A 23,425-nucleotide genomic window follows, 5' to 3' on the forward strand; every position below is an offset into this window, starting at 1 on the left:
ACCCGCGGACCCATGCGAATGGCTGCGGAACCTGAGAAGTTTCATGCGACGAACTCCACGTTCGATACCAACCAACGCCCACCAGTGTTGTCGAGAGAGATCTTCATGCGGTACACCCTGATTTCGCCGTCGGGAGCTTCGCTGTTCTTGACAGTCGAGGTCACTGCGGACAGGACCGTGGCCTTGCCATTGTCGGCCTCCACGATCCCCGCGCCGACGACCTGCCCTGATGACTGGACTGCTCCCTGGTCGAGCAGCGACTGGAACCCTTCTGCCATCGACGCGAACTGGGCTCGGAAGTCCCCGGTAGTTCCGTCGAGTACGCGCGCCAGATCGGAATCGGCGGAATCGTGCCGCATGGTGACAAGGTTGACCGACATCTCCGACGCTGTGGCGAGTATTTCGTGATCGCGTGCCTCGGCTTCGGCAGCCTGTCGCCAGGAGAGACCAGACCACGCCGTGACAACCGTCGCTACGGTGACCACTATCAGCAGAACGCCCCAAGCAGCCAGTCGTTTCCAGCTAGGTCGGGTGGCCTCCTGTTCCGGCACCGCGCCACTGCCGACGTCGTCCTCACCACAGTCGGTGTCGGTGTCCAGTGGGTCCGCGACACCACCGGTCGGATCCGTCTCCGGCTCCGAGTTCTCGACTTGATCGGCGCTCGGTATGGCGCCGACTTCGGTCACCGTTGGAATAGCGCTTGCCACGTCAACTCCTTCTCGTAGGCGGCGGGTGTGATCGAGTACAACGATCCGATCGGGGTACGGAAGCGACCCGACCCAGGGTCGTAGGGCACTGCCCCCGGTGTCGGTAGCGCGGGGTTCGCTGGTGGCGCAGGATCGTCGCTGGAATCCTCCGGCATGGTCGGCGGGTCCGCGGGCGAGTAGGGCGCGTTGGGCCGGGACAGCATTTGCGGCCAAGAGGACGGCAATCCTCCCGGGCATTGTGCGATCTCAGCGGTCCGCACGCCGGGGTCGGTGGCACATGGCACATTCCTGAGGCCACGTGCCACGCGCCCGTCGTCGGCGGGTAGCGTGCAGTACGAATTCTCCGCCGGTTCGGCGGGCGTGACGTTACCGGGGTCTCGCCGCTGAGTCTCGGAATATCCTTCGGTGCAGAGCAGCGGGTTGGCGGTGTTGCCCAATTTGAGGTCCAGCGGTGCTTGCCCGTAGATCCTATCGTCGCCTTGAACACCGAGAATCGAATGATTGATGCTGGCCGACACTGCTGGATAGATGACCAGTATCTGACGAAGTCCTGGGATATTCACTCGGAGAACCTCGCCGACGCTCTGCAGATTCGCCAGCAGAATGGACACGGGTGAACCGATGTCGGAGATGGTCCGATTGACCGCGCCGAAGAATGCGGGACCGTTGTCGAGCGCGGCTCGTATCTGCGCGTCGTTCAGGGCGAGTTGTTCACTGAAGGAGGCGAGGTCCGTGGAGAAGGCCGTTATGTCGGGACCCGCCGTGTTGAGCGCACCCAGCACTGGCTCGGCGTCGGTGATCAATTGCTGCAGCGGGCCGATGTTCGTCTGCGCCAATGCGATGAGCGACCGGGAAGAGTCGATCAGCTGTGCGAGCGCGGGCCCCGCACCGGTGAACGCGGCCGATGCTTCGTCGACGGTTGTGCGCAGGTCTTCCTTCGGCAGGCTCTGGAGCAGATCATTGACCGCCACCACGACCTCGCCGGTGGGGACGGGAACGGACGTACGATCGAGCGGGATGACGTCGCCATCGGCGAGAAAGGGTCCCGAATCTGTCGCCGGTTGTAGATCGAGATATTGTTCGCCGATCGTGAAGACGCTGCGCACAGCGGCGTCGGTGTCGCGGGGCACCTTGACGTCGGACTGGAGCTGTAGCCGGGCGAGGACCTTGCCGTCCTCGAAATCGGTATCTAGTACGACTCCGATATCGGCTCCGCGATAGGTCACCAGGGCACGGGGATACAGGCCACCGGCCGTCTCGAGTTCGGCGGTGACGGTGTAGGTGCCGATGCCCGTGTAGCGTTGCAGGCCCATGAAATGGTAGGCGGCATAGGAGACGACGAAGACCGATATCATCGCGAAGGCGATCAGCTGACCGCGGACGAGTTTCGAGGTCATCGGGGCGCTCCCTGCAGGTCGGCGAGGATCTCATCGATTGTCGGAATTCGTGGGCCGGCCGGTTGTGGCAGCGACGGCGCCAGTAGCGGGTCCGTGGCTTGCCGGGAGGGGTTCCGGCCGATCAGTTCATCGATCGGGATGCTGCCGAGGACTTTGTCTCCTACGGTCTCGGCGCTGACATCGAGGGTGAGGAAGAGATTCAGGTAGTCGCCGCGTAGGGCTCTATCCGCGGTCATCACAGGGAAGGGCATGGTCGCGACGATCTTCAGTGCGTCCGGAATCGCATCGCTGACGGTCGCGAGTTGCTCGAGCACCGGTTGCAGTGCGGCCACGTTGGCGCGTATGTCGTCGCGACTCGCCTGCAACACGTGTGTTGCCGAATCACCGAACTCACCGAGTCGGGTGAGCATCGTGACCAGCTGGCTGCGTTGCTGATCCACAACCTCCACGGCGGGCCCGAGTGCGACCAGTCCCTGGTCGATAGTGTCGTTTTGGGCAACCAGTTCCGCGCCGAGCCGATCGAGTCCGTCGATGGCCGCGACGATGTCCGCGCGCTGGTTGTCGAGTTGGCCGACGAAATCGCGCAGATGGCCGATCAGTGACCGTAACTGCGGTTGTTTGCCGTCGAGGACCCGGTTCAGTTCGGATGTGACGGTCTGGATCTGCTGTAGTCCGCTACCATTGAGCACCAGCGCGAGGGCCGAGAGGACCTCTTCGGTCGAGGGGTACTGGCTGGTGCGCTCGAGCGTGATGGTGTCGCCGTCGGTGAGTCGGCCACGCGGCTGTTCATTGCGTGGCACTGTCAGTTCCAAGTACTGAGACCCGAGCACGCTGTTCTGCGACAGCTTGGCCGAGACGTTCGCCGGCAGCGACACATCGGCGCGGATTTCGAGCGTCACCACTGCTGTCCAGTTGCGGCTCGCGATCCTGCCGATATTGCCGACGACGACATTCTCGGATTTGACCGGCGAGTTCCCGACCAGGTTCTGCGCGTCGGAAAGCTCGACGGTGATCGTGTAGGTATCGCCGTCGACGGCGGTGCCGGGCAACGGGATCGAGTTCACTCCGTCGAACCGGCATCCGCCGGCCAGTACCGGAAGCGCGCACAACGCGGTGAGCGAGGCGGCAATCCGCCGTGCGGTCCGATTCATCGCGGCGGCTCCTCGGACAGCGTGCTGCCGAGCGCACCGACGAAGGCGTCACCCGCTCGCAAACATTCGTCTGCGGGCGCGTTCGCAGTGGTCAGCAGGGCACAGATCAGCGACTTCGGATCCGGCAGATTGGGGACCGCCACCGCGCCCGTGAGCGAATTCGATTGCGGATCGTAGATGTTGTAGAAGTTCGACAGGGTGGTCGGAGCGGAGTGCAGGATCGCCATGAGGGTGTCTACGCGGTCGACCAAGAGCCCGGTGATGGTGTTGAGCTTGTCCACATCGGTACGCAGCCCTTCCCGGTGCTGTTCGACGAACCCGGTGACCTGGTCGAATGTCGCTTGCATGCTGGTGAGCAGCGCGTCCAGCTCGGTCCGGTTGTTATTGAGAAACGCCGACAGATTCGCAAGCTCGCTGCTGAACGCTACGATCTCCTGGTCGTTGGTCGCCAGCGCGGTGGTGAGTTCCTGGAGGTTTCTGACGGTGGCAAACAGGTCGCCCCCGCCTTCGCCCAACGTTTTCATCGCTTCCGACAAGTGAACCAGCGATGCGTGCAGCGACGATCCGTTCCCGTTCAACGTTCGTGCGGTCTGGCTGACGAACTGGTTCAACGCGCCTTCGGTGTTTCCCGGGGTGGCGCCCACGTCCTGGGTTAGTCTGATTATCTGTTGTTTCACCTCGTCGAAGGAGACCGGCACCGCGGTCCGGTCCAGCCCGATAGTGGCTCCGTCCGCCAGCTTCGGTCCACCGGTGTAGGCGGGCGCGAGTTGGATATAGCGGCCTGTCACCAGTGTCGGTGCGACAATCGCGGCTCTGGCGTCCGCGGGTACCGGGTGCCGGTTGTCGTAAGACAATTCCACCCGGACCTTGCCGCCCTCGGGGCGGATTTCCTTCACCGTGCCGACTTCCACGCCGAGAATCATGACGCGATCGCCGGCGTAGAGCCCGGTGGTGTCCCGGAAGTAGACGGTGACGTGGTCGGTGCCGGCGCGATCGACGATCGCCGCTGCCATCGTCACTGTCGCGGCGAGGGCGATGACGGCGACCAAGAGAAGCGTACGTGGCCGTCTGCATAGTACACCAGGAGTTGTGAGGCGTTTGGTGACAAGCCTCATCGGGGACCTCCGAGACTGCCGGGAAGTTGGCCGGCGAGGTTGGCGGGCAGAATGTTCTGAAGCAGAGCCGAGAAGAACGGACCGCTGCCGACTACGTCGCCGAGCCGTTCGGTGTATCGCTCGAGCCCGGTCAGTGCGGCGTTGATGTTGCCGACGTTCCCGTTCAGGGTGCTGACCAGGGTGTCCAGCTGCGCGAGGGTCGGCCCGAGAGTATTTCGATTATCCTGCTCGAGCGCGCGCAGTTCGTTCGAGACGATCTGAGCCTGCACCAGGATGCCGTGCAAGGCCGCTGAGCGGTTGTTGAGCGCCGCGAATAGGCTGCGCCCCTGACCGAGCAAGGCGATAACCTGCGCGTTTCGGCTAGCGAGCACGTCGCTCACCCCCGCCGCGTGGGCAAGCAGATCTCGCAGTTCCTGATCTCTGCCTGCCACCGTTTGCGATAGTCGTTCCACCCCGGTCAGCTGCCATTGGAGATCTGGTGGCAGTTCTCGTTCGACTGCCGAGATCTGGTCGAGCGCGCCGGACAGGTTGCCGGTGTCGGTCCGGGCGACAGTGTCGGATGTCTCCTCGAGCGAGCGGGTGATGTCGTACCCGGAAGCCGTCTGTTCAAGCGGAATGGTGTCGTCGGAGGTCAAGGTTTCCCGGCCGGTTCCAGGGGTCAGTTCCACATAGCGGTGCCCGAGTACCGTGCCGACCTTGATCGTCGCCCTGGTGTCCACACCGAGCCGGACTTCCCCGGGATCGGCGTCGAATTCCACCTCGACCTTGTCTCCCGCGAGGTCGATCGATTGCACCTGACCGACGACGACCCCGCCGACCCGGACTTCCGATCCTTCGAGAAGCCCGCTCGCATCGCGGAAGTGCGCCCGATAGGTAGTGCCGCCGGTGATCCCCGGTATGGACTGGGAGTTGAACCCGAGCGCCAGCGCGGCAGCGATGACCAGCGTGCCGACCAATCCCAGACGGACCGGATCACGCTCGAGAAATGATTTCGAGATTCCGTACATCAGCTATTTGCACCTCTCGGCTGGAGCAGTGAACATCGGTGACACATCCGCGGGGCCACTGCCGTAGCGGACCGCGATGCCGCATACGAAGAGGTTGAGGAAACTTCCGTACGAGGCGGCACGTCCGGTGAGCCGGTAGACTTCCGGAAGCCTGGACAGCACCAGGTTGAGGGTCGTGGTCTTGTCGTTCAACCCGGACGCAAGACGTTCCAGCATGGCGACCTCGGTGCCGAGTGCGGGCCGATTCTCGGCCAGTACATCGGCCAACGCCCTCGAGAGCGAATCGATACGATCCAGCGATGCGGTGATCTGCTGCTGGTCGCCGTCGAGACCACCGATCAGCCGCTGCAGGCCGTCGATCAGCCGCGACAAGTTAGCACTATTGGTATGGACCGTACCCAACGTCGTATTGAAGTTGGTGATGACGGCACCGATCGCCGCATCACGATCGGCGAGGGTATTGGTCAGCGAGCCGACGAGTGCGATGAGTTCTCCGACCGCTGCTTCTTGACCGTTGAGGACCTGGATCAGCGAGACGGTCAGCTCGTTGGTCTGGTCCGGGTCCAACCCCTGAAGCAGTGGCCGGAAGCCATTGACCACCTGGTCGATGTCGAGCGCTGGGGCGGTGTTTTCCAGGGGGATCGGCCCCGCCAACGGACCCGCGCCGCGCGCACCCGGTAGCAGTTCCAGATATCGATCATCAATCAGGTTCTTGTACCTGATATGTGCCCGCGTGCCCGCGTCGAGTGTGTATGCGGAGTCGACGGTGAACGCGACCAGCGCGGTTCCGTCCGCGGCCAGTTCCACGCCGGTGACCTTGCCGGAGGGCACCCCGCCGATCCGTACGTCCTCTCCGTTGCCGAGCCCAGAGGCGTCCCTGAATACTGCCTGGTAGGAGGTGGTAGACATGTAGCGGAGGTTCCCGGCGACCGTCACAACGCCGAGGCCGGCGACGGCGGTCACGGTGATGAATATCAGCAGTTTGATTGCTGACGCTCTGGTACTCATCGGCCAGCTCCTGGGCGTGGAAGGAATTGAGCGAACGGATTCCCCAGCAGATCCAAGGGCGTGAGAACCGGGCCGTACGCGTGGCTACCGTCGTTGAAGTCGGTATGTCCGGGCGGCTGGGACCAGTCGTAGCACTTGGCCGGACCGTCGGCGGCGACGATCGGGCGGTCCTCGGGGTAGGTGTAGGGAGGTTCGCCCATCAGTAGCGTGGCCAGAATATTCAGTCCGGGCTGATCGCTGCCGCCGATCGTGCGCTCGAGATAGGCATTGCTCTGTGCCAGACTCGTCACCAGGCATGGGAGGGCCGGGGCGTGCTCCGCCAGCAGCGCCGTCGTCGGAGCGAGGCTACGCATCGACTCTGCCAGCGGCACACCGGCAGCGGCGAACAGGGACTTCCCGTGATTTCCGAATTCCGTGAAACTGAGCAGGAAGCCGGACAACTCGGCCTGCTTCTCGGTCAGCGTGCGTCCCGTCGTGGTCAGGTTCTCCACCGCACGGAGCAACTCCGGGCTGGCATCGGCGAGTACGCCGGCGGTCTGCGCGGCGGACGTCAGATCACGTTGCAGCGTGGGCAGACTGCCGTTGAACCGGGCGAGGAAGCCGTCCAGGTCGACCAGCATTGTCCCGAGTCCGTCGCCGCGACCGTGCAACGCGGTGGACAATGCGTTCAGCGCGCCATTGACCTTTTGTGGTTCGACTTCCCGCAGCACCACGACCAGCTTCTCGAGCAGCTCGTCGACCTCAGTGGGTACCGACTCCGCGGTCATCCGGACTCCCGGGGCCAAGTGAGTGGCAGCGGGCTGCTCCGGCCACGTGAAGGTGACGAACTTCCGGCCGAAGAGCGTGCTGAGGTCGATGGCGGCGACGGTGTTGGCCGGAATCTCCCGGGCCCGGCCGGCATCGATATCCATGGCGATCATGGCCTGCCCGCGGACGAGTTCCACCGCGGCGACGCGCCCGACAACCACACCACGCAACTTCACATCCGAGCCCGGCTCCAGCATCAGGCCCGCGCGATCGGAAACGAGGTCGATACGGACGGTGGGCTGGAAAAGACCGCGGTTGGTCGCGACTGCCAGCACGACGGTGGCCAGTACGAGCAGGCACCCCAGCACTCCCGTCGCGACGCGGGCAGCCCGGGATCCTTGCATCACACGCGTGCCCATCAGCCCGACACCCGCACTGCTCCGGACGGGCCACCGTAGACGGCCACGCCGATGAGAAGGTCGATCAACATGATCGCGATGAGCGAGGTCCGCACCGCTCGGCCCACCGCGACTCCGACGCCCGCGGGGCCGCCGGCCGCGTGGTAGCCGTGGTAGCAGTGCACACACATCACGACGATCGCCATGGCGAGCACTTTCACCGCCGACCACAACACATCGCTGGGTATCAGAAAGACCTTGAAGTAGTGATCGAACGTGCCCGAAGCTTCCCCGAACAGGAAGACCGTGACCATACGCGTCGCGGCGTACCCCACGAACAGACCAGCGCTGTAGAGCGGCACGACCGCGATGATCCCAGCGATAACCCGGGTCGTGACCAGGTAGGGCAGCGACGGAATGGACATTGTTTCCAAGGCGTCGATCTCCTCGCTGACCCGCATCGCTCCCAACTGGGCGGTGAATCCCGCACCGACAGTGGCCGTGAGTGCGATGCCGGCGATAACCGGCAGGACCTCACGCGTATTGAAGAACGCCGAGATGAAACCGGACAGGGCCCCTAGACCGATATGGCTCAACGACGTCGAGCCCTGCTGTCCGACCTCGTAGCCAGTTGCCATGCTCAGCATGGCGACCACGGTCAGCGTCCCGCCTATCATCGCGAGAGCACCGGACCCCATACTGACCTCGGCCAGCAAGCGCAGCACCTCACTCCGGTATCGGCGCAGGGTCCGGGGCATCGCGACAACGATGCGCTGGTAGAACAACAGTTGTAGGCCGATATTCTCCAGTCCGTTGATCGGAGCCGAGGCTACCGAGATTGCTGATCTGACCATCGTGTTTCTGGATGTCAACGTCATTGCTCGATGCTGTCCTGGTTGATGAGGTGGCAGTGTTCATAGACGGGAAGCGCCGCCCGCGCGGTCCTGGTTAGTGCAACGCGATGGTGGTGATCACAGAGTTGGCCAGGAACAGCAGGAGGAAGCTGTATACAACGGTTTGGTTCACCGCGTCTCCAACGGCTTTCGGGCCGCCACGGACGTTCAATCCGAGATGGCAGGCAACTAGGCCGGCAAGCATTCCGAACACCGCGGCCTTGATTTCGGCGACCAGAAAGTCAGCCGGGCCAGTGATGATCGACAACGCGGTCACATACTGCCCCGGCGACGCGCCCTGCAAATACACCGTGGCGATGTAGCCGCCCATCAATCCGACTGCGGACACCGCGCCATTGAGGAATACCGCGATCATGATGGAGGCCAGCACACGGGGGACACACAGACGGTGGATCGGGTCGATGCCGAGCACTCGCATCGCGTCGATCTCTTCACGGATCGTCCGTGATCCCAGGTCGGCGCAAATCGCGGTGGACGCGGCGCCCGCGACGACCAAGACCGTGATGATCGGTCCGATCTCACGAATGATCGCCACGCCCGCGCCCGCCCCGGATAGATCTACGGCACCGATCTCGGCGAGCAAGATATTGATCTGGTACACGAACATCACACAGAAGGGGATCGCCATCAGCAGAGCGGGCATGATGGACACGCCGGCGATAAACCACGCCTGATGGAGGAACTCACGCAGGTGGAACGGGCGGCGCGCGGTCGCACGGAAGGTTTCGAGCGAGGTGGCATAGAACTCACCAACCGCTCTCGCGGCGACCAAGACAGCGGACCGAGCCTTTCCTTCCCTGGTCTCATGTCCCTCTGGTAATGCCGCAGTTTCACCGGTGTGTGCGCTGTCACTGTTAGGTGCGCCCGGCGACTGCCCGTCGTAAGATATTTCTTGATACATTGCTACCTCGGATTTCTAGGCGACCTCGACTATCCGGGAAGCCTTGTCTCTCGATCTCGCTGTGGACACGTGAGTTCCGAATACGGCAGTGCTGCCACACGGCAGTGCGGCCACGCAGCACACGAATGAACGGGCCGCCTGCCGTGCGGGCAACCGGGCTGATGCCCGCACGGCTTTGACTGCGGTGTCTTCTTGATGACAGCACGCGCGCTGTTGGCTCGCCTCGGCTCCTGCTGGCGTGGCGACTAGACGGTCATTCGAGAGTCTCCACCTTCAACCGGCCGTCCGCGTAGCTCCCACGCAGCACCTTCTTATCGAACTTCCCCACGCTGGTGCGGGGTATCTGTTCGATGAACGTCCACCGCTCGGGCAGCCACCACCGTGGTAGCTTGTCCGACAACCAGGATCGGAGTTCGTCGGGCGAGACTTTCGCCCCCTCGCGAAGGACGACAGCCGCCAGCGGACGTTCCTGCCAGCGATCGTCCGGTGCGGCGATGACCGCCGCTTCGAAGACATCCGGGTGACCCGCCAGGACCGATTCCAGTTCGACTGATGAGATCCACTCGCCACCGGATTTGATGACGTCCTTCATCCGGTCGGTCAGCGTCAGGAAGCCATCGGAACTGATGTGGCCGACATCCCCTGTGCGCAGCCATCCGTCGCGGAAGCGGCTGTCGTCGTCGACCCGGTAGTACGACCCTGTCACCCATGGCCCCCGCACTTCCAGTTCTCCGACAGTCTGTCCATCCCGCGGCTGCGGCGTTCCGTCCTCGCCGACGATCCGCATCTCGACACCGCACACCGGCCGTCCCTGCGTTGCCCGCATCCGCCAGGCATCGACCGGATCGGCGTCGACCGTCGGGCGAGCCACCGCCGCGAGTGGGGAGGTCTCGGTCATGCCCCACGCTTGCACAATGGTTACGCCGAGTCGTTGTTCGAAAGCCTCCATGAGCGACCGGGGCACGGCGGAACCTCCGCAGGCCACCAGCCGCAACGACGAGAAGTCCAGTCCGTCCTCTTTCTCCGTGTGCAGCAGGACGTCGTTCCAGATCGTCGGGACCGCGCCGGCCACGGTGGGCCGCTCCGTGGTGATCATCGCGGCGAGCGGAGCCGCCTGCAAGAACCGGTCCGGCATGAGCAGTTCCGCCCCGGCCATCAGGGCCGCGTAGGGCAGACCCCACGCGTTGGCGTGGAACATCGGGACAATCGGCAAGATCCGATCGTGCTCGGCGATGCCCAGTCCGTTGCCCGTGCACGCGGCCATCGAGTGCAGATACAGCGAACGGTGGCTGTACATCACACCCTTCGGGTCGCCCGTCGTGCCACTCGTGTAGCACATCGCCGCAGCCGCGTCCTCGTCCGTCGAAGGCCATCCGAACTCGGGTGACTCCGCACCGAGAACGTCTTCATAGCGGAGCACCGCCTTACCTCGGCTTTCAAGGGGCGCGAGGTCACCGTCACCGGTGACCAACACGACCGCGACCGTCTCGAGCGTGGGGAGCACCGGGGCCAGCAGCGGCACGAGCGACGAATCGACAATGATGACCTTGTCCTCGGCATGCCCAGCCACAAAGCGGATCTGTTCGGCGGACAACCGGATGTTCAGTGTGTGCAGTACCGCGCCCATGGCAGGGACCGTGGCGTATGCCTCCAAATGCTCCTGGTTGTTCCACTGAAACGTGGCCACGCGGTCATCGCCGGTGACTCCGAGCCGCCGCAACGCATTGGCGAGCCGTCCGCACCGCTCACCCACCTGCTGGTAGGTCGCCCGGCGAAACCCGCCGCCCGTCGCCGTAATCACCTCACGTTGGCCGTGGACGTTCACTGCGTGTCGCAGAATCGACCCGACCGCGAGCGGCGTCCCCTGCATGGTGCTGCGCATTGTCAGACCTCCGTCACTCCGCCGCTCACGCCTTCAGCAAGTCGTCACGGCCGTCGCGCTCGAGCAATGACACGTAGGTGGGGAAGAGCGATTTCGCCGCTGGTACCAGCTTCAGGATCTTCGAAACCGGGCCCTTCGCACGGACCTGCCCTTTGGCCATGGCGATGGAGAGATTGACCTTGCCCAGCCAGAACTGATTTCCGGTGTCCGCCGTCATGAACAACTCGACCTGCGGGGTGAGGTTGCTCTCACCTGTTTGGACAACACCGGCGGGGAAATCGACCGTCAGGACCGCGTCGGGATCGGTGTAAGTGATCTGGAGAACGACACCGGAACTCTTCAGTTTCGCGCCCACTTCCGGGTCGGCCAGACCGTCTACGAAGACGCCACCGATGTACTTGTACACCTCGGAATCATCTTTGAACGTACCCATTATGTACTCCTCACTGAGTTTATTGCCGATAACTGTGAAATTGGAAATTCTGCGATCCGGACGGCTGGTGTTGCTCAGTCCATTCCGATCCATACCGACTTCGTCTGCGTGTACCCGAGCAACGACTCCTCGCCGAGGTCACGTCCGTAGCCTGAGGACTTGTAGCCCCCGAAAGGAGCCGCCGGGTCGATCATGTTGTAGAGATTCACCCAGACCGTGCCCGCCTCGAGCTCGCGGGCGACGCGGTGCGCTCGCTTCAAATCGGCGGTCCACACACCGGCCGCGAGGCCGTAGGCGCTGGAGTTGGCGCGACGCACCACTTCGTCCTCGTCTTCGAATGTGAGGACCGAGAGCACCGGACCGAAGATCTCGTCGACGGCGATGGACATCTCGTCTCGCACGTCGGTGAAGATCGTCGGTTCCAGAAAGTACCCATCGACCAGCGCGCCTTCTGGGCGCTGCCCGCCGCAGACCAGTGACGCGCCGTCGCGGACACCGGCGCCGACGAAGCCTTCCACCCGGTCCAGCTGGCGCGCCGAGATCAACGGGCCCATCTGGGTCTCCTCATTCAAGCCGTGACCCAGCTGGACTCCCTTGGCCTCCGCCGCGAGGGCCGCGACGACCTCGTCGTGGATGTCACGGTGTACGAACAACCGCGAGCCGGCACAGCACACCTGTCCCTGGTTAAGGAAGATGGCGCTGAGAGCGCCCTGCACTGCCGCGTCGATGTCGGCGTCCGGGAAGACAATATTCGCGGACTTCCCGCCCAGCTCGAGCGTGAGCTTCTTCAAGCTCCCGGCACTGGCGGTCACGATCCGCCGCCCGGTCTCGGTCGACCCCGTGAACGAGATCTTCGCAATACCGGGATGATCGATCAGAGCCTGGCCGGCCTCCGGGCCCAGCCCCGTGACCACGTTCAGCACGCCCGGCGGCAGCCCCGCCTCGAGCGCGACTTCGACCAGCCGCACCGCGCTCAACGACGTGAACTCGGAAGGCTTGAGCACCGCAGTGTTCCCCGCCGCCAATGCGGGCGCCACCTTCCATGAGGCGATCATAAGGGGGAAATTCCATGGCACGATCGCGCCGACCACGCCCAGCGGCTCGCGCTGGGTATAGACCAAGGCCTCTCCCACTGCTGGCGACACCGGTAGCGTCTCCCCGCAGAGCTTTGTGGTCCAGCCGCCGAAGTACCGCCAGATCTGCGCGGAAAGACTGACGTCGAGATAGGTCGACTCGGTGAGCGGTTTACCATTGTCCAGCGTCTCGAGGATGGCCAGCTCTTCGGCGTACCTCTCGATCGCGTCGGCGATGTCCAGCAGTACCCGACCGCGTGCGGCGGGGCTGAGCCGACGCCAACTGTCAAACGCCTTGTTCGCTACCTCGACGGCACGGTCTACGTCCGCCTTGGCCCCGGCCGCGATGTTCGCCAGCAACGCCCCTGTAGCGGGGTCTGTGGTCGGGATCTCGCCCCCGCTCGCCGCCCCCACCTGCTCGGCGCCAACGACGATGCTTGTGGCCGCGCGCGCCAGGAAGGGACGCACCTCCGCCGGAATCTCAGCTGGTAACGTCGTCATCAGCGAACATCCTTCTGAGTTGATTCTTCGTGAAACAATTGCTGTTCCCATCTCGGTCTCGATCCACCGCAGCGGAGCCGGACACTTTTCGGCCGCTAGGTACGGTGGCGCAGCGTGCTCGACGCTGCACTTCCACTGAATGAACTCGTGCGGTGTCCGGCGTGGACAGACCGCCGGAGAATTGGAATGCAGGCCGCGCCCCCGCCTTCGCTCGAGTTGGATATCTACGCGAGATTTCGTCTCGTCGGGGCGGAGAAGATGCCGACCTGCGGCATTACGTCCGAAACGGCTAGTCCTTTTCGAAGTTCTTCACGTACTCCGTATCCTCGATCGGGGGCTCGACCTTGGTGGATCCGCCCGGACTGCCGAGTTGTTCGAACGCCGATTTCGCTGATTCCTGGAATGGGCGCCAGCGATCGTCGACGTGTTGAGCCGGTTTAATGGCCCCGACCGGGCAGACCGGCTCACACGCCGCGCAGTCGATGCACTCGGAGGGATGAATGTAGAGCATGCGCTCACCCTCATAGATGCAGTCGACCGGGCATTCCTCGATACAGGTCATGTCTTTTACGTCGACACATGGATCTCCAATGACGAAAGCCATCGCTTATTCCTCTTCTGGTTCGTCCGACTTCTGGTTCGTTCGATGAACGGCGGTGTGTCTCAGGCGCCGATTTGTGCGGGAAGCATCAGATCGCTTGAGTGCCCTGGTGCGAGCTCCGCCTCTGGGTCGAGCGCGACAGCCGCGTTGTTCACCGCGGTCGCCACTTCACCGAAGCCGACGGCGATCAGCTTGACCTTGCCGTCGAAGGTCGCGGCATCGCCAGCCGCGAACACCTCGGGCAGGTTCGTCCGCATCTTGCTGTCCACCCGTATCGCGCGGCCCTCGAGTTCCAGTCCCCAGTCCTTGATCGGACCGAGGTCCATCAGGAACCCAAGTGCGGCGATGACGACCTGCGCTTTGATCTCGCGGAGCTCGGTTTCGTCGGCTATCTGGACCCCGACGCTCTCCACCCGGTCATGGCCGCGCAGTTCTGTCACATTGGCATTGACGACCACGTTGCAGGCGGACTGCTGGAGCAGCTGGACAGAATGCGCATGCGCGCGGAACTGCCGCCGGCGATGCACCAGCGTCGTCGACTGGGCGCGAGGCAGTGCTGCCAGTGCCCAATCCACCGCCGAGTCCCCGCCCCCGACGACTACGACGTCCTTGCCGTCGAGCACGTCCAGCCGCGGCACGAAATAGCACAAGCCGCGGTCGAGAAAGTCGTCGCCAGCCGGGAGAGGCCGCGGGGTGACGGCCCCGACGCCGGAGGTGATCACGACTGCGCGAGCGTCGATCACCACCTCGGCTGATGTCGTGGCACGCCACCCACCGTGACTACGACGCTCTAGCAGCAGTACCCGCTGTGAGAGCAGGTACTGCGGGGAGAACGGTGCGGCCTGATGGACAAGATTGTCAATGAGGTCCTGTCCTGGCACCGCTGGTATGCCGGCGATATCGTAGATTTTCTTCTCGGGGTAGATCGCTTGGACCTGGCCACCGACCTCAGGAAGGGCGTCGACCAGCGCCATGCTCAGGCCCCGAAACCCTGCGTAGTAGGCACCGAACAGTCCCACCGGCCCGGCGCCGATGAAGAGGAGATCGACGCTCACATTCGCGGCTTGCGCGGAGGTGTCCATTAGCATGCCAGTGACTTCCTTGAGTTGTGGGTCGACTAGGTTGTCCAGCGACCTGGTTATCGGTTAGCGCGATCGACGGATCAGGAGCTGAGGGCTGTCAGCGACTTCGCGACCACGGCTTCGTCCTCCTCGGCGAACTTGTCCTCGAGTTGCATCGGGGAGTAGTCCTCGTCGATCTCCTCGACCGGGCGGCCCCGAGCGCTTTCGATGGATTCGAGCCGACGGTTGATCTTGTCCAGCCCGTACTCGGTCATCTCGTCGATGTCGATTCCGAAGGGTGTGTTGTCCTCGAAGACGTCGAACAGCCGTACGATCAGTTGGATCGCGGGCTGGAGCAGATCCTGCATCCGTTCCTCGATGACCTCCCAGTTGTGGTCATCGGCGGCGACGTGGCGCCGACAGGTGAAGGTGCCCCACGCCATATGACGGCGTTCGTCGTCGCCGATGTACTTGATCAACTGCTGCATGCCGGGCAGGATGCCGCGGCTCTTGCACACCTTCGCCCAAGCGAAGTAGCCGGTGAGGGCGAGGCATCCCTCGACGACGTGGTTGTAGGTCACCGAGGCCCGGACCTGTGCCGCCGCCGACGGGTCCTGCTCCAGCGCGTACAGCGACTTCGGCAGCTCTTCGATGAAGATCTTCCGGTACGGCTCGCTGTAGTCGACGAACTCGTGCAGGTCTGTGCCGAGTCCGACCGCATCGAACCACAGCCTGAACGCCTGCATATGCTTGGCCTCTTCGAAGATGAACTGTGTCAGGTACGTTTCGTCGGCAAGCCGACCTTCGGCGGCCACCGCTGTCATGAAGGGCTGCAGATCCTGTGCTACAGATTCCTCTCCCGCCATGAATTGGCAGGCGAGGATGGTGGCGAGCCGCCTCTCATCGGGACTCATCGCGGCGAAGTCCTTGGCGTCCTGCGAGAAGTCGATGTCCTCGGGGTTCCAGAACTTCTTGTTCCCCTTGCGGAACAAGCGCATCGGAAACGACTCCATGCGGAGCCCCCCCTGACTCAGACTGCCGAAGCCCGTGCGTTTGCCGTGCTCGATGGTGCGTTCGATAGCCATAACACTTTCCTCACATGATTGGATTCATGCCGCCGGTGGCGGCATAGGGTGAAACCGCTGCCAGGTGGCCAAGCGGGACTAATAGCGAATGAGGCCGCGGATGTTCCTACCGCTGCGCATGTCCTCGTAACCCTGGTTGATCTCATCCAGGGTGTATTCGGTAGTGATGAGCTCATCGAGCTTCAACAGGCCGCTCGTGTAGAGCTCGAGCAGGCGCGGCACGTCGTACTGGCCATTGGACGAACCGAACAAGGAACCACGGAGTTGCTTTTCGTACAACGTCAACTCGATGAGGCTGGTGGTGATCGACGTTTCCTCGGGGTGGCCGATAGCCGTGACCACGACCCTGCCGCGCTTCCCGACCAGCGACAGGGCCGGCGTGATGTACGACCCTTCGGCGACGTCTGTGGTCAGGACGCATACGTCGGCCAACTGGCCTCGGGTCAGCTCGCTAATGATGTTCCACGCCTCGTCCATCGAGGCGGCCGTGTGCGTAGCCCCGAACTCGAGGGCCTTGGCACGCTTGAACTCGACAGGGTCGACCGCGAGGATGAGCCGGGCACCGGCGATCCGTGCACCCTGAATCGCGTTGGCACCGATCCCTCCGGCGCCAACGACGACCACCGCGTCACCGGCGCGCACGTCGCCGGTGCGCACCGCGCTGCCGAATCCGGTCGTCACCCCGCAGCCGACGAGCGCGGCCTTGTCCAGCGGAATGCCATCGTCGATCCTCACAACCGAGGCCGCCGGCACAACGGTGTATTCCGAGAAGGTGCCGAGCAAGCACATTTGACCGATATCCTCACCGCGGGCGTGGAATCGGTAGGTGTTGTCCAACTGCGGGCCGAGCATCACGGCGGCACCGGCATCGCACAGGTTGCCCAGACCCCTTGCACAGTACGAGCACCTGCCGCAAGCCGGCAGGAAGGTCATGACGACGTGGTCACCTTCGGCGACTTCCGTTACACCGAAGCCGACAGCTTCTACCACACCGGCACCTTCGTGACCACCAACCAGCGGGTAAGGGAAGGGCAAGTCCCCGGTTACGAGGTGCTCGTCCGAGTGACACAGCCCACTGGCGGCAAGCTTGACCAAGACCTCGCCAGCCTTCGGAGGATCGAGTTCGACCTCTTCGACCTGCCACTTTTGATGCTGTCCCCACAGGACCGCGGCTTTCGTCTTCATCGACGCCCTCTCCTTATGTGTAAACGACTCGTTACGATCGTCACAATTTTCGGAGGAGCGCACACCAGCCATGCGAGCCAGTGATGGCCCGCGCGTGCCAAATCGGACCGACAGCGAGGAGGTGCTCAGTCGACCGGAACTTCGAGGCACACCACCAGGCCACCACCCGAACGCGGCCGGAACCGGATCCTGCCGTCGAGCGACCGAACTATCTGATCGGCGATCCACAGGCCGAGCCCTGCGGTTCCGCCCTGCTCGCCGCCTGAGACCAACTGTTCGATGACGACCGGCGCGAGCTCGGACGCCAGCCCCGGTCCCCGGTCCAGGACCATGACCTGAAGCTGCCTCTCTCGCAGACGGGCGACGACCTCCACGGGTGTGCCGCGGCTGTACCGTCCGGCGTTCTCCACAAGGTTGGTGACGACGCGTCGCAACAATTGCGCGTCAAACCGAGCCTGTCCGCCCTGCGGTATGACGCGGATGTGCAGTAGGGAGTCCGCCAGGCCGCCCGCGTTTCCCGCCGCGTGGAGGAACTGCTCGATATCGACAACCGCTCGCCGCCCTGTGCTGAACGTCGGCCGACGGCTCGCCGCGACGTCGCCCAGCGCGTGCATCATCGATGAGAGGTGCTCGGCGTGGGCCGCAACCAGGCGCAGGCTGGCCCAACTGTCATCGTCTGCGACTGTGGGCGGGCCGCATCGCTCGACCAGGTTGTCGGCGAGCGCCTTGAGGGACGTGATGGGTGTCCGAAACTCGTGCAAGATGACCAGCAATCCGGTCTCCTGCGCCTCATATGACTTCATGAGCCGGTCACGCAGATCTCGTTCTTCGTCCGCGGCCGCTCGCTCGGCGGCTGCCTGTGCGCGAGAAGCGGCATGCGCTTGTGTCGCCCGCTCAGTCAGCAACGCGAAACCACCTGTCATCGCAGCGGTGAAAACCAAGTACACCGCCCACCACGCCCCGGTTTGCAGACGCTCAGGCATCGGTGCGGGTCCGTCGTCTACCATCACCGTGATCAGGAAATAGGTGCCACCGAGTGTCATCGACAAGACGACGGTGGCCACGAAGGACAGGCGCATCGCCGCCGCCGCGATAACAAGAAAAAGCACCGATACGGCGACACTGCTCGCCCCGCCGGTGATGACGATCAACGCCAGCGTCAGGACCGAATCCAAAGCGGTCACGACGGAGGCGGACCGACTGCTGCGCAACTCGATCGAGGGATCCCAGAAGACGGCCACTGTATAGGCGCTCGCGACAGCCAGCCATGCCAACGCGAATGGGAGCCGATCGCGCACGGACTCCGGTCCGAACACCAGCAACAGCCCGACGGACAATACGACACAGACCCGGACGCTGGCGGGCACCCGCTCCACGACCCGGATATCCTCTGCCCGGAAGGTGCCGCCCTGGACGATGGTCGCCGAGCGCGCAGAACGCCACCACGGTACAGTCGGCATCGGTGTCCCTCCACGACGTCGCCCACCACTCTGCGAGCGACCTCATATAGCAATTTCGCGATTCTGCCACCTTCTGGTGAGGAGAGCCATGCAAGACCACAAACTCGTCTTGGTGGTCGTCGACGACCATGACCTGTTCAGCCAGGGGTTGGCTCTGCTGCTCAAGGCGAAAGCCGCCGACCTGTTCGTGATCGGTGGCACGACGAAGCACGCGGAGGAGGCGGCCACACTCGTCGCCTCGTGCGGTGCGGACTTGGCGTTGGTCGACCTTGCTATGCCCCCCATCGGCGGGATTCCCGCGATCCGTCAGATCAAGTCCCGCTTTCCAGCTACCAAGGTCGTCGCACTGTCGGGGACGTCGGACTTGCAGTTGGCCGAAGACGCGCTGCGGGCCGGCGCCGACGGATTCCTGCCGAAGTCAGCCGATCCTGATGTGCTGGTAGCGCCCTTGCTATCCGTGGCGGCAGGTCTCCGAGTGGTGGAGGCCACCTTGTTCACCTCGTTGCTCGATGCCGTGCGGCACCCACCGGAAGAGGTCTTCGGCCGCCTGGCAGCGGACGAGATTCGCTTGTGGGTACTGCTGTCGCGCGGTTTGGAGACTGTGGAGATCGCCGAACGCATGCTGGTCTCCGAGCGGACCGCGAAGCGCTTGATCGCTTCGCTCCTGAACAAGTTGGGAGCTCCGAACCGCATTGTCGCCGCCGGCATGGCCGGTCACTACGGATTGCTGGGAGAACAGCTGCCGAGCCTGAATTGACAGCGAATCCGCCCGGTGAGTCCGGACACTTATTGGTGTGACAGCTCGGCGGGTTGTTGAGCGTAATAGGCGGTTTCGAGCTCCGCTGGCGGCATGTCACCGCAATTGCGGTAGAGGCGGCGGTGATTGAACCAGTCGACCCATTCGGCAGTGGCCGACTCGACGTGATCAACGGTGCGCCACGGAGCCCGCGGTTTGATCAATTCGGTCTTGTAGAGTCAATGCCGCGTAGTTAAGAGCTCCTAACAGGATCTGTCGGCTAGCGGCGAGTCCTGTTGTAGTGCAGGATGTTTCGTCGTGGCAGCGCCGTGGATCGTGGACGACCAGCTGTGGGCAGTGATCGAACCGCTACTGCCGGTCAAGGCACCAGGAACGCCGGGACCAGCACGGATGAACGATCGGCTTGTCCTGCAAGGGATTCTGTTCGTGCTGATCACCGGCATCGGGTGGGAAGACCTGCCCCGGGAACTGGGGTTCGGGTCCGGCATGACCTGCTGGCGGCGTCTCCGGGACTGGCAGGCCGCCGGGGTGTTCGAGGCCCTGCACACCACGATGCTCGCCCACTGCCACCGCGCGGGCTTGATCGACTTCGACCGCGTCATTCCCGACGGCTCGCACGTGCGGGCTAAAAAAGGGGCACCGATACCGGTCCCAGCCCCGTCGACCGCCGCAAAACCGGAGCCAAACACCACATCCTGACCTGCGGCAACGGCTTCCCACTCGCCATCGTGCAGTCAGCGGCCAACGTCAACGACCACCTCGTACTACCCGAACTCCTCGACCGAGTACGGCCGCTACGCGGACGCCCCGGCCGACCACGCGAGAAGATCACAACCCTGATCGCGGCTAAGGGCTACGACTACCCCCGCGTCTACGAGGAACTCGAACGGAGGCGGATCACCAGCTACATCCCACGCCGCGGCACCCGCGACAAAGTGACCGCCGGCCGCTGGATCGTCGAGCAAACCCTGGCCTTGCTGCACCAATACCGACGCCTGGCCGTCCGCTGGGAACGCCGCACCGACATCCATCAGGGACTTCTCGATCTCGCTGCTGCGCTGATCTGCTGGCGACGACTCAGCAATCGAACCTGTTAGGAGCTCTTAACCGCTGTCACCGGATCGTGCAGCAGTCCCATCTCGCCGCAGGGCGAGTGGCTCTCCAACGCGGCGGCAGGGGGCGGGGATCCCACTATGTCACCACTAATTCGGCTGGACGCGCCGTTGCCGAGCGTTGTCCAGCGTCGTCGATAGTTGTCGTATTGGAGCGCATTTCCCCAGGTAGGCGTGCTGATTAGGTAGTCGATAGTTGTCCAGAGTGGGCCACGGTTGTCTGTGCCGCGTGCTCCGAGAAGGTCAGGGGTTCGATTCCCCTTAGCTCCACATATGCGCAGGTCAGGCCATATTTTTGGTCTGATTTGCGGGTTATGTGGTCACCAGTAAGTCACCACTAATTCAAATGACGAGTGTCCGGCGGGGTTCGAGTTGGGCAGCGTATTTCGAACGGATTCGCGAGCGGTCTGAATCCGCTATCCGGTCACCGCTCGGTTGAGGACATCGGCGGCGGCCTTGTGTGGGCGTCCACGTGCCATGTAGTGGCGTTGGGTCATGGCGGGGTCGACGTGGCCGAGGACATCGGCGGTGACACGGGCCGACAGGCCGGCGTCGTCGAGGATGGTGGCCACGGCGTGGCGGAAACTGTGTGGGGTGATGTCCTCGGCGAACCCGAGGGCTTCGCGCACGCGTTGCCAGCCGTGTCCGACGTTTTGCGGGTCACGCAACGTCCCCACCGCTGAGGGGAAGACCAGGTCCAGGACCTCGATTCCGGGGTCCGGCGGAGAAGCCGGTCGGCGGTTCGCCACCGCGGCTTTGCGGCGTTTGAGCATTTCCACCGCGAACTCGGGTACTGCGATGGTGCCGGTCCGGTTCTTCGGGTCGTCTTTCCTGGTGACCCGGACCAGTCCTTTGCCTGCGACGCGGACGAGTTTTCCGGTGGGGCGCAGGGTCGCGGCGTCGAGGTCGATGTCGGTCCACAACAGTGCGAGCATCTGGGAGCGGCGTAGGCCGGTGGCGGCGTAGAGGGTGATGACGTCGGCGAGGTCGGCGCTCTCGCAGTAGGCCGCGACGGTAGGTGGGGTGTAGGCCTTGACGGGTGTGCCGCGTTCTCGTTCGGCTTTGGCGAGTTGTCGCGGGCACGGGATCTGGGAGGTCCGGACGGCGGAGAGGATGAACCGCAGTTCGTCGGTGGTGAGGTCGCCGGCGCCGCCGGTGCGGCCCTTGGCTTCGATGTTTTTCGGCATCTGGACTTCGCGGACGGGGTTGACTTCGAGGGGGCTGGTGCGGACGGCGTAGCGGAACATGCCCGAGAGCACGATGCGTCCGGTGCGCATGTTCGAAGGGCCCCTGGCTTTTCCGACTTCGGTGAGGAAGGTTTCGACCGCGGAGGTGGTGACTTCGAACAGGCGCCGGTCACCGAAGGCGGTGGTGAACATTTTGGCGACTTCGTCGTAGCGGGCGATGGTGTTCGTGGTGCGGTCTTGTGCGATGAGGCTCGCGCGGTAGCGGAACCACAAGTCGCGCACGGTCATCGATGTGGACAGTTCGCCGCCGAGGCCGACGGTGATGACGGCAGCGGCGGCCATGACGGCGTCGAGGGCTCGTTGGCCGGTGCGGTCGGGGATCGGGCGGTGGCGGGAGTCGAGCTTGGTCGGGGACACACGCATGAGCTCGCGTCGTTTTCCGGAGGAGTCACGGACCCGTACACGGGCTTTCCAGTGCCCGGGCGTGAGTTCGGTGAGCATCGGTTTGCCGGGAACCCCGAGGGGTCGGAGTGGTCTACCGCGGGTCATGGGTACACCGATTGAGTCGGTTGTTGTGGGTGGCGGCTGTCTTGGTGTGGTGTGGCAACGAAATCCCTTTCCGTTCGGTGAGTTGGGGGAGGCCGGCGTCGTCTGCGGGTGGAGTTCGGGGTTCGACCTCGCGCAGTGCGCGTCGAGCACGCGGCGTCGGTCCACGTGACCTGTGTCCTGGGGAGGCGACTTTTCTGAATGCGCAGCTCTAGCGGCTGCTGCGACCATTACGGTGGCGGCGGCGGTCGACCGTGTGGAGGATTGCTATGTCGCGCGAGAGGCGCCATGACCGTCTACCTGGCCCTGAACTAGCGCACCGGGCCCTGATTCGGCGTCGTCGAGTAAGTCCATCTCGGCGACGGCGACTGCCAGACTTGTCACCCCGCCTACGAACTGTTCGGTGTGCGCGTCGACGGCCACCCCTCGCGAGCGAGGATGAAGCCTCCCGATCGAGCTGCGGCACCTTTGCGTATGCGTGCTCCCCGGGCGCGCGGAATGAAGCCAGGGTGGGGGAGGTGCAGCTGTCCGGCCTACAGTGCTCCCCGCCCGAGCGGGGATGAAGCCACCGCCGGCCCCATTACAGGCAAGTCATGAGACTGCATGGTTCTGAGCGCCAAAGTGAACACCACGCGAGCGCGAATCCCGACACCACCTGCCGACGGCTCGATGTCCGTCAGCGCGAATTTCAACACCGCCGCCCGAGCTCGGCTCGTCCGGCGCGCTCGCCGTCCGGCGGCGCCAAGCCGCCGATCGCTGCTGATCTGGGCGACCTCCGCGTGCCGAGGGCGATTCGGCGGCACGACGACCCGCAACGCAACGGCCCTTCCTCTGGCTCGGGTGGTGTCGAAATTCGCGCTGACGATCGGCAGACCAAGATCGCGAAGTGGTGTTCGAGTTCGCGCTCGGGTGGTGTCAGTTTTCGCGCTCTTAGCCAACTGCATGCCGCTGCGGGAGATGCCGATGATGGATCATCTCCGTGTCGTGGGTATCGGCGAGTTCAGCCAGCATCTGTGCTGAGGGATCGCATCGACTGTCCGGTGACAGTGAAGATGAGCCACGCCAACCTCGCTGACCTGCGGTGGCCCATTTTGAGTGGCAGACTCCCCGACCCGATTTGCCATTCAAAGTGAGCCAACTCTCTCCATCGGCCACGGCGAACTGGCTGGTCGGGCTCTCGATGGTCCAGGTTCAGTG

Annotated in this window: 21 protein-coding genes and 1 pseudogene; 3 read left to right on the top strand and 19 right to left on the bottom strand. The window is 63.8% G+C overall.

The annotated features are described in order from the left end of the window. Positions 1–41: 41 nt before the first annotated feature. The 17 genes from ACIO52_RS03175 to ACIO52_RS03255 form a co-directional block, all read right to left on the bottom strand. Complete coding sequence (locus ACIO52_RS03175; RefSeq protein ID WP_402641279.1) at positions 42–707, bottom strand: hypothetical protein; 666 nt, start codon at positions 705–707, stop codon at positions 42–44. Beyond that, positions 683–2,104, bottom strand: coding sequence for an MCE family protein (locus tag ACIO52_RS03180; protein ID WP_402641281.1), 1,422 nt, complete (start codon positions 2,102–2,104; stop codon positions 683–685). Before ACIO52_RS03180 ends, ACIO52_RS03175 begins: the two co-directional genes overlap by 25 nt. After that, positions 2,101–3,255 (bottom strand): MCE family protein, encoded by a 1,155-nt coding sequence (locus ACIO52_RS03185; RefSeq protein ID WP_402641284.1) that lies wholly within the window; start codon positions 3,253–3,255, stop codon positions 2,101–2,103. Before ACIO52_RS03185 ends, ACIO52_RS03180 begins: the two co-directional genes overlap by 4 nt. After that, the gene (locus ACIO52_RS03190) at positions 3,252–4,304 is read right to left on the bottom strand and encodes an MCE family protein (RefSeq protein WP_402641287.1); all 1,053 of its coding nucleotides are present in this window, start codon (positions 4,302–4,304) and stop codon (positions 3,252–3,254) included. The genes ACIO52_RS03185 and ACIO52_RS03190 overlap by 4 nt, the downstream gene beginning before the upstream one ends. Before the next feature lie 62 nt (positions 4,305–4,366). Further along, on the bottom strand, positions 4,367–5,377 hold the full coding sequence (locus ACIO52_RS03195; protein WP_402641290.1) for an MCE family protein: 1,011 nt from the start codon (positions 5,375–5,377) through the stop codon (positions 4,367–4,369). 3 nt (positions 5,378–5,380) lie between these two features. Next, positions 5,381–6,385, bottom strand: coding sequence for an MCE family protein (locus ACIO52_RS03200; protein ID WP_402641293.1), 1,005 nt, complete (start codon positions 6,383–6,385; stop codon positions 5,381–5,383). After that, on the bottom strand, positions 6,382–7,551 hold the full coding sequence (locus tag ACIO52_RS03205; protein ID WP_402641296.1) for an MCE family protein: 1,170 nt from the start codon (positions 7,549–7,551) through the stop codon (positions 6,382–6,384). The genes ACIO52_RS03200 and ACIO52_RS03205 overlap by 4 nt, the downstream gene beginning before the upstream one ends. Further along, a complete protein-coding gene (locus ACIO52_RS03210) occupies positions 7,551–8,384 on the bottom strand; it encodes an MlaE family ABC transporter permease (RefSeq protein ID WP_402642142.1) in 834 nt (277 codons plus the stop codon). The genes ACIO52_RS03205 and ACIO52_RS03210 overlap by 1 nt, the downstream gene beginning before the upstream one ends. A 94-nt stretch (positions 8,385–8,478) precedes the next feature. After that, complete coding sequence (locus ACIO52_RS03215) at positions 8,479–9,216, bottom strand: MlaE family ABC transporter permease (protein WP_402641299.1); 738 nt, start codon at positions 9,214–9,216, stop codon at positions 8,479–8,481. A gap of 382 nt (positions 9,217–9,598) precedes the next feature. After that, positions 9,599–11,227, bottom strand: coding sequence for a long-chain fatty acid--CoA ligase (locus ACIO52_RS03220; protein WP_402641301.1), 1,629 nt, complete (start codon positions 11,225–11,227; stop codon positions 9,599–9,601). A gap of 25 nt (positions 11,228–11,252) precedes the next feature. Further along, positions 11,253–11,660: an SCP2 sterol-binding domain-containing protein gene (locus ACIO52_RS03225; RefSeq protein ID WP_402641304.1), complete on the bottom strand. Its 408-nt coding sequence runs from the start codon at positions 11,658–11,660 to the stop codon at positions 11,253–11,255. A gap of 74 nt (positions 11,661–11,734) precedes the next feature. Next, a complete protein-coding gene (locus tag ACIO52_RS03230) occupies positions 11,735–13,234 on the bottom strand; it encodes an aldehyde dehydrogenase family protein (RefSeq protein ID WP_402641307.1) in 1,500 nt (499 codons plus the stop codon). A 289-nt stretch (positions 13,235–13,523) separates the two neighbouring features. Continuing rightward, positions 13,524–13,838, bottom strand: a complete 315-nt coding sequence (gene fdxA / locus ACIO52_RS03235; protein WP_402641310.1) for a ferredoxin — start codon at positions 13,836–13,838, stop codon at positions 13,524–13,526. Between the two features lie 59 nt (positions 13,839–13,897). Beyond that, complete coding sequence (locus ACIO52_RS03240) at positions 13,898–14,923, bottom strand: NAD(P)/FAD-dependent oxidoreductase (RefSeq protein WP_402641313.1); 1,026 nt, start codon at positions 14,921–14,923, stop codon at positions 13,898–13,900. Positions 14,924–14,997: 74 nt separating this feature from the next. Then, positions 14,998–15,981: a R2-like ligand-binding oxidase gene (locus tag ACIO52_RS03245; RefSeq protein ID WP_402641316.1), complete on the bottom strand. Its 984-nt coding sequence runs from the start codon at positions 15,979–15,981 to the stop codon at positions 14,998–15,000. A gap of 78 nt (positions 15,982–16,059) precedes the next feature. Continuing rightward, complete coding sequence (locus tag ACIO52_RS03250; protein WP_402641319.1) at positions 16,060–17,166, bottom strand: NDMA-dependent alcohol dehydrogenase; 1,107 nt, start codon at positions 17,164–17,166, stop codon at positions 16,060–16,062. Between the two features lie 125 nt (positions 17,167–17,291). Then, positions 17,292–18,626, bottom strand: a complete 1,335-nt coding sequence (locus ACIO52_RS03255; RefSeq protein ID WP_402641321.1) for a sensor histidine kinase — start codon at positions 18,624–18,626, stop codon at positions 17,292–17,294. Between the two features lie 88 nt (positions 18,627–18,714). Between ACIO52_RS03255 and ACIO52_RS03260 the strand changes: the two genes are divergently transcribed. Beyond that, entirely contained in the window at positions 18,715–19,383 is a 669-nt protein-coding gene (locus ACIO52_RS03260; protein WP_402641324.1) for a response regulator, read from the top strand. A gap of 29 nt (positions 19,384–19,412) precedes the next feature. Here ACIO52_RS03260 and ACIO52_RS03265 read toward each other — a convergent pair. Further along, positions 19,413–19,601, bottom strand: a pseudogene (locus ACIO52_RS03265) (integrase core domain-containing protein); the annotation flags it as partial. 79 nt (positions 19,602–19,680) lie between these two features. On the opposite strand from ACIO52_RS03265, the gene ACIO52_RS03270 reads away from it, so the two are divergent. Then, positions 19,681–20,480, top strand: a protein-coding gene (locus tag ACIO52_RS03270; protein ID WP_402641327.1) for an IS5 family transposase whose coding sequence is annotated in 2 segments (ribosomal slippage) — positions 19,681–20,026 and positions 20,026–20,480 — 801 coding nt in all. Because the reading frame shifts where the segments join, the coding sequence is not laid out codon by codon here. A gap of 431 nt (positions 20,481–20,911) precedes the next feature. Here ACIO52_RS03270 and xerC read toward each other — a convergent pair. Next, positions 20,912–22,105, bottom strand: coding sequence for a tyrosine recombinase XerC (gene xerC, locus ACIO52_RS03275; RefSeq protein ID WP_402641330.1), 1,194 nt, complete (start codon positions 22,103–22,105; stop codon positions 20,912–20,914). Between the two features lie 726 nt (positions 22,106–22,831). On the opposite strand from xerC, the gene ACIO52_RS03280 reads away from it, so the two are divergent. Next, positions 22,832–23,248, top strand: a complete 417-nt coding sequence (locus tag ACIO52_RS03280; RefSeq protein ID WP_218721768.1) for a hypothetical protein — start codon at positions 22,832–22,834, stop codon at positions 23,246–23,248. Positions 23,249–23,425 lie beyond the last annotated feature (177 nt).

The sequence above is a fragment of the Nocardia sp. NPDC087230 genome, assembly GCF_044744725.1.
GTDB lineage: Bacteria > Actinomycetota > Actinomycetes > Mycobacteriales > Mycobacteriaceae > Nocardia > Nocardia canadensis.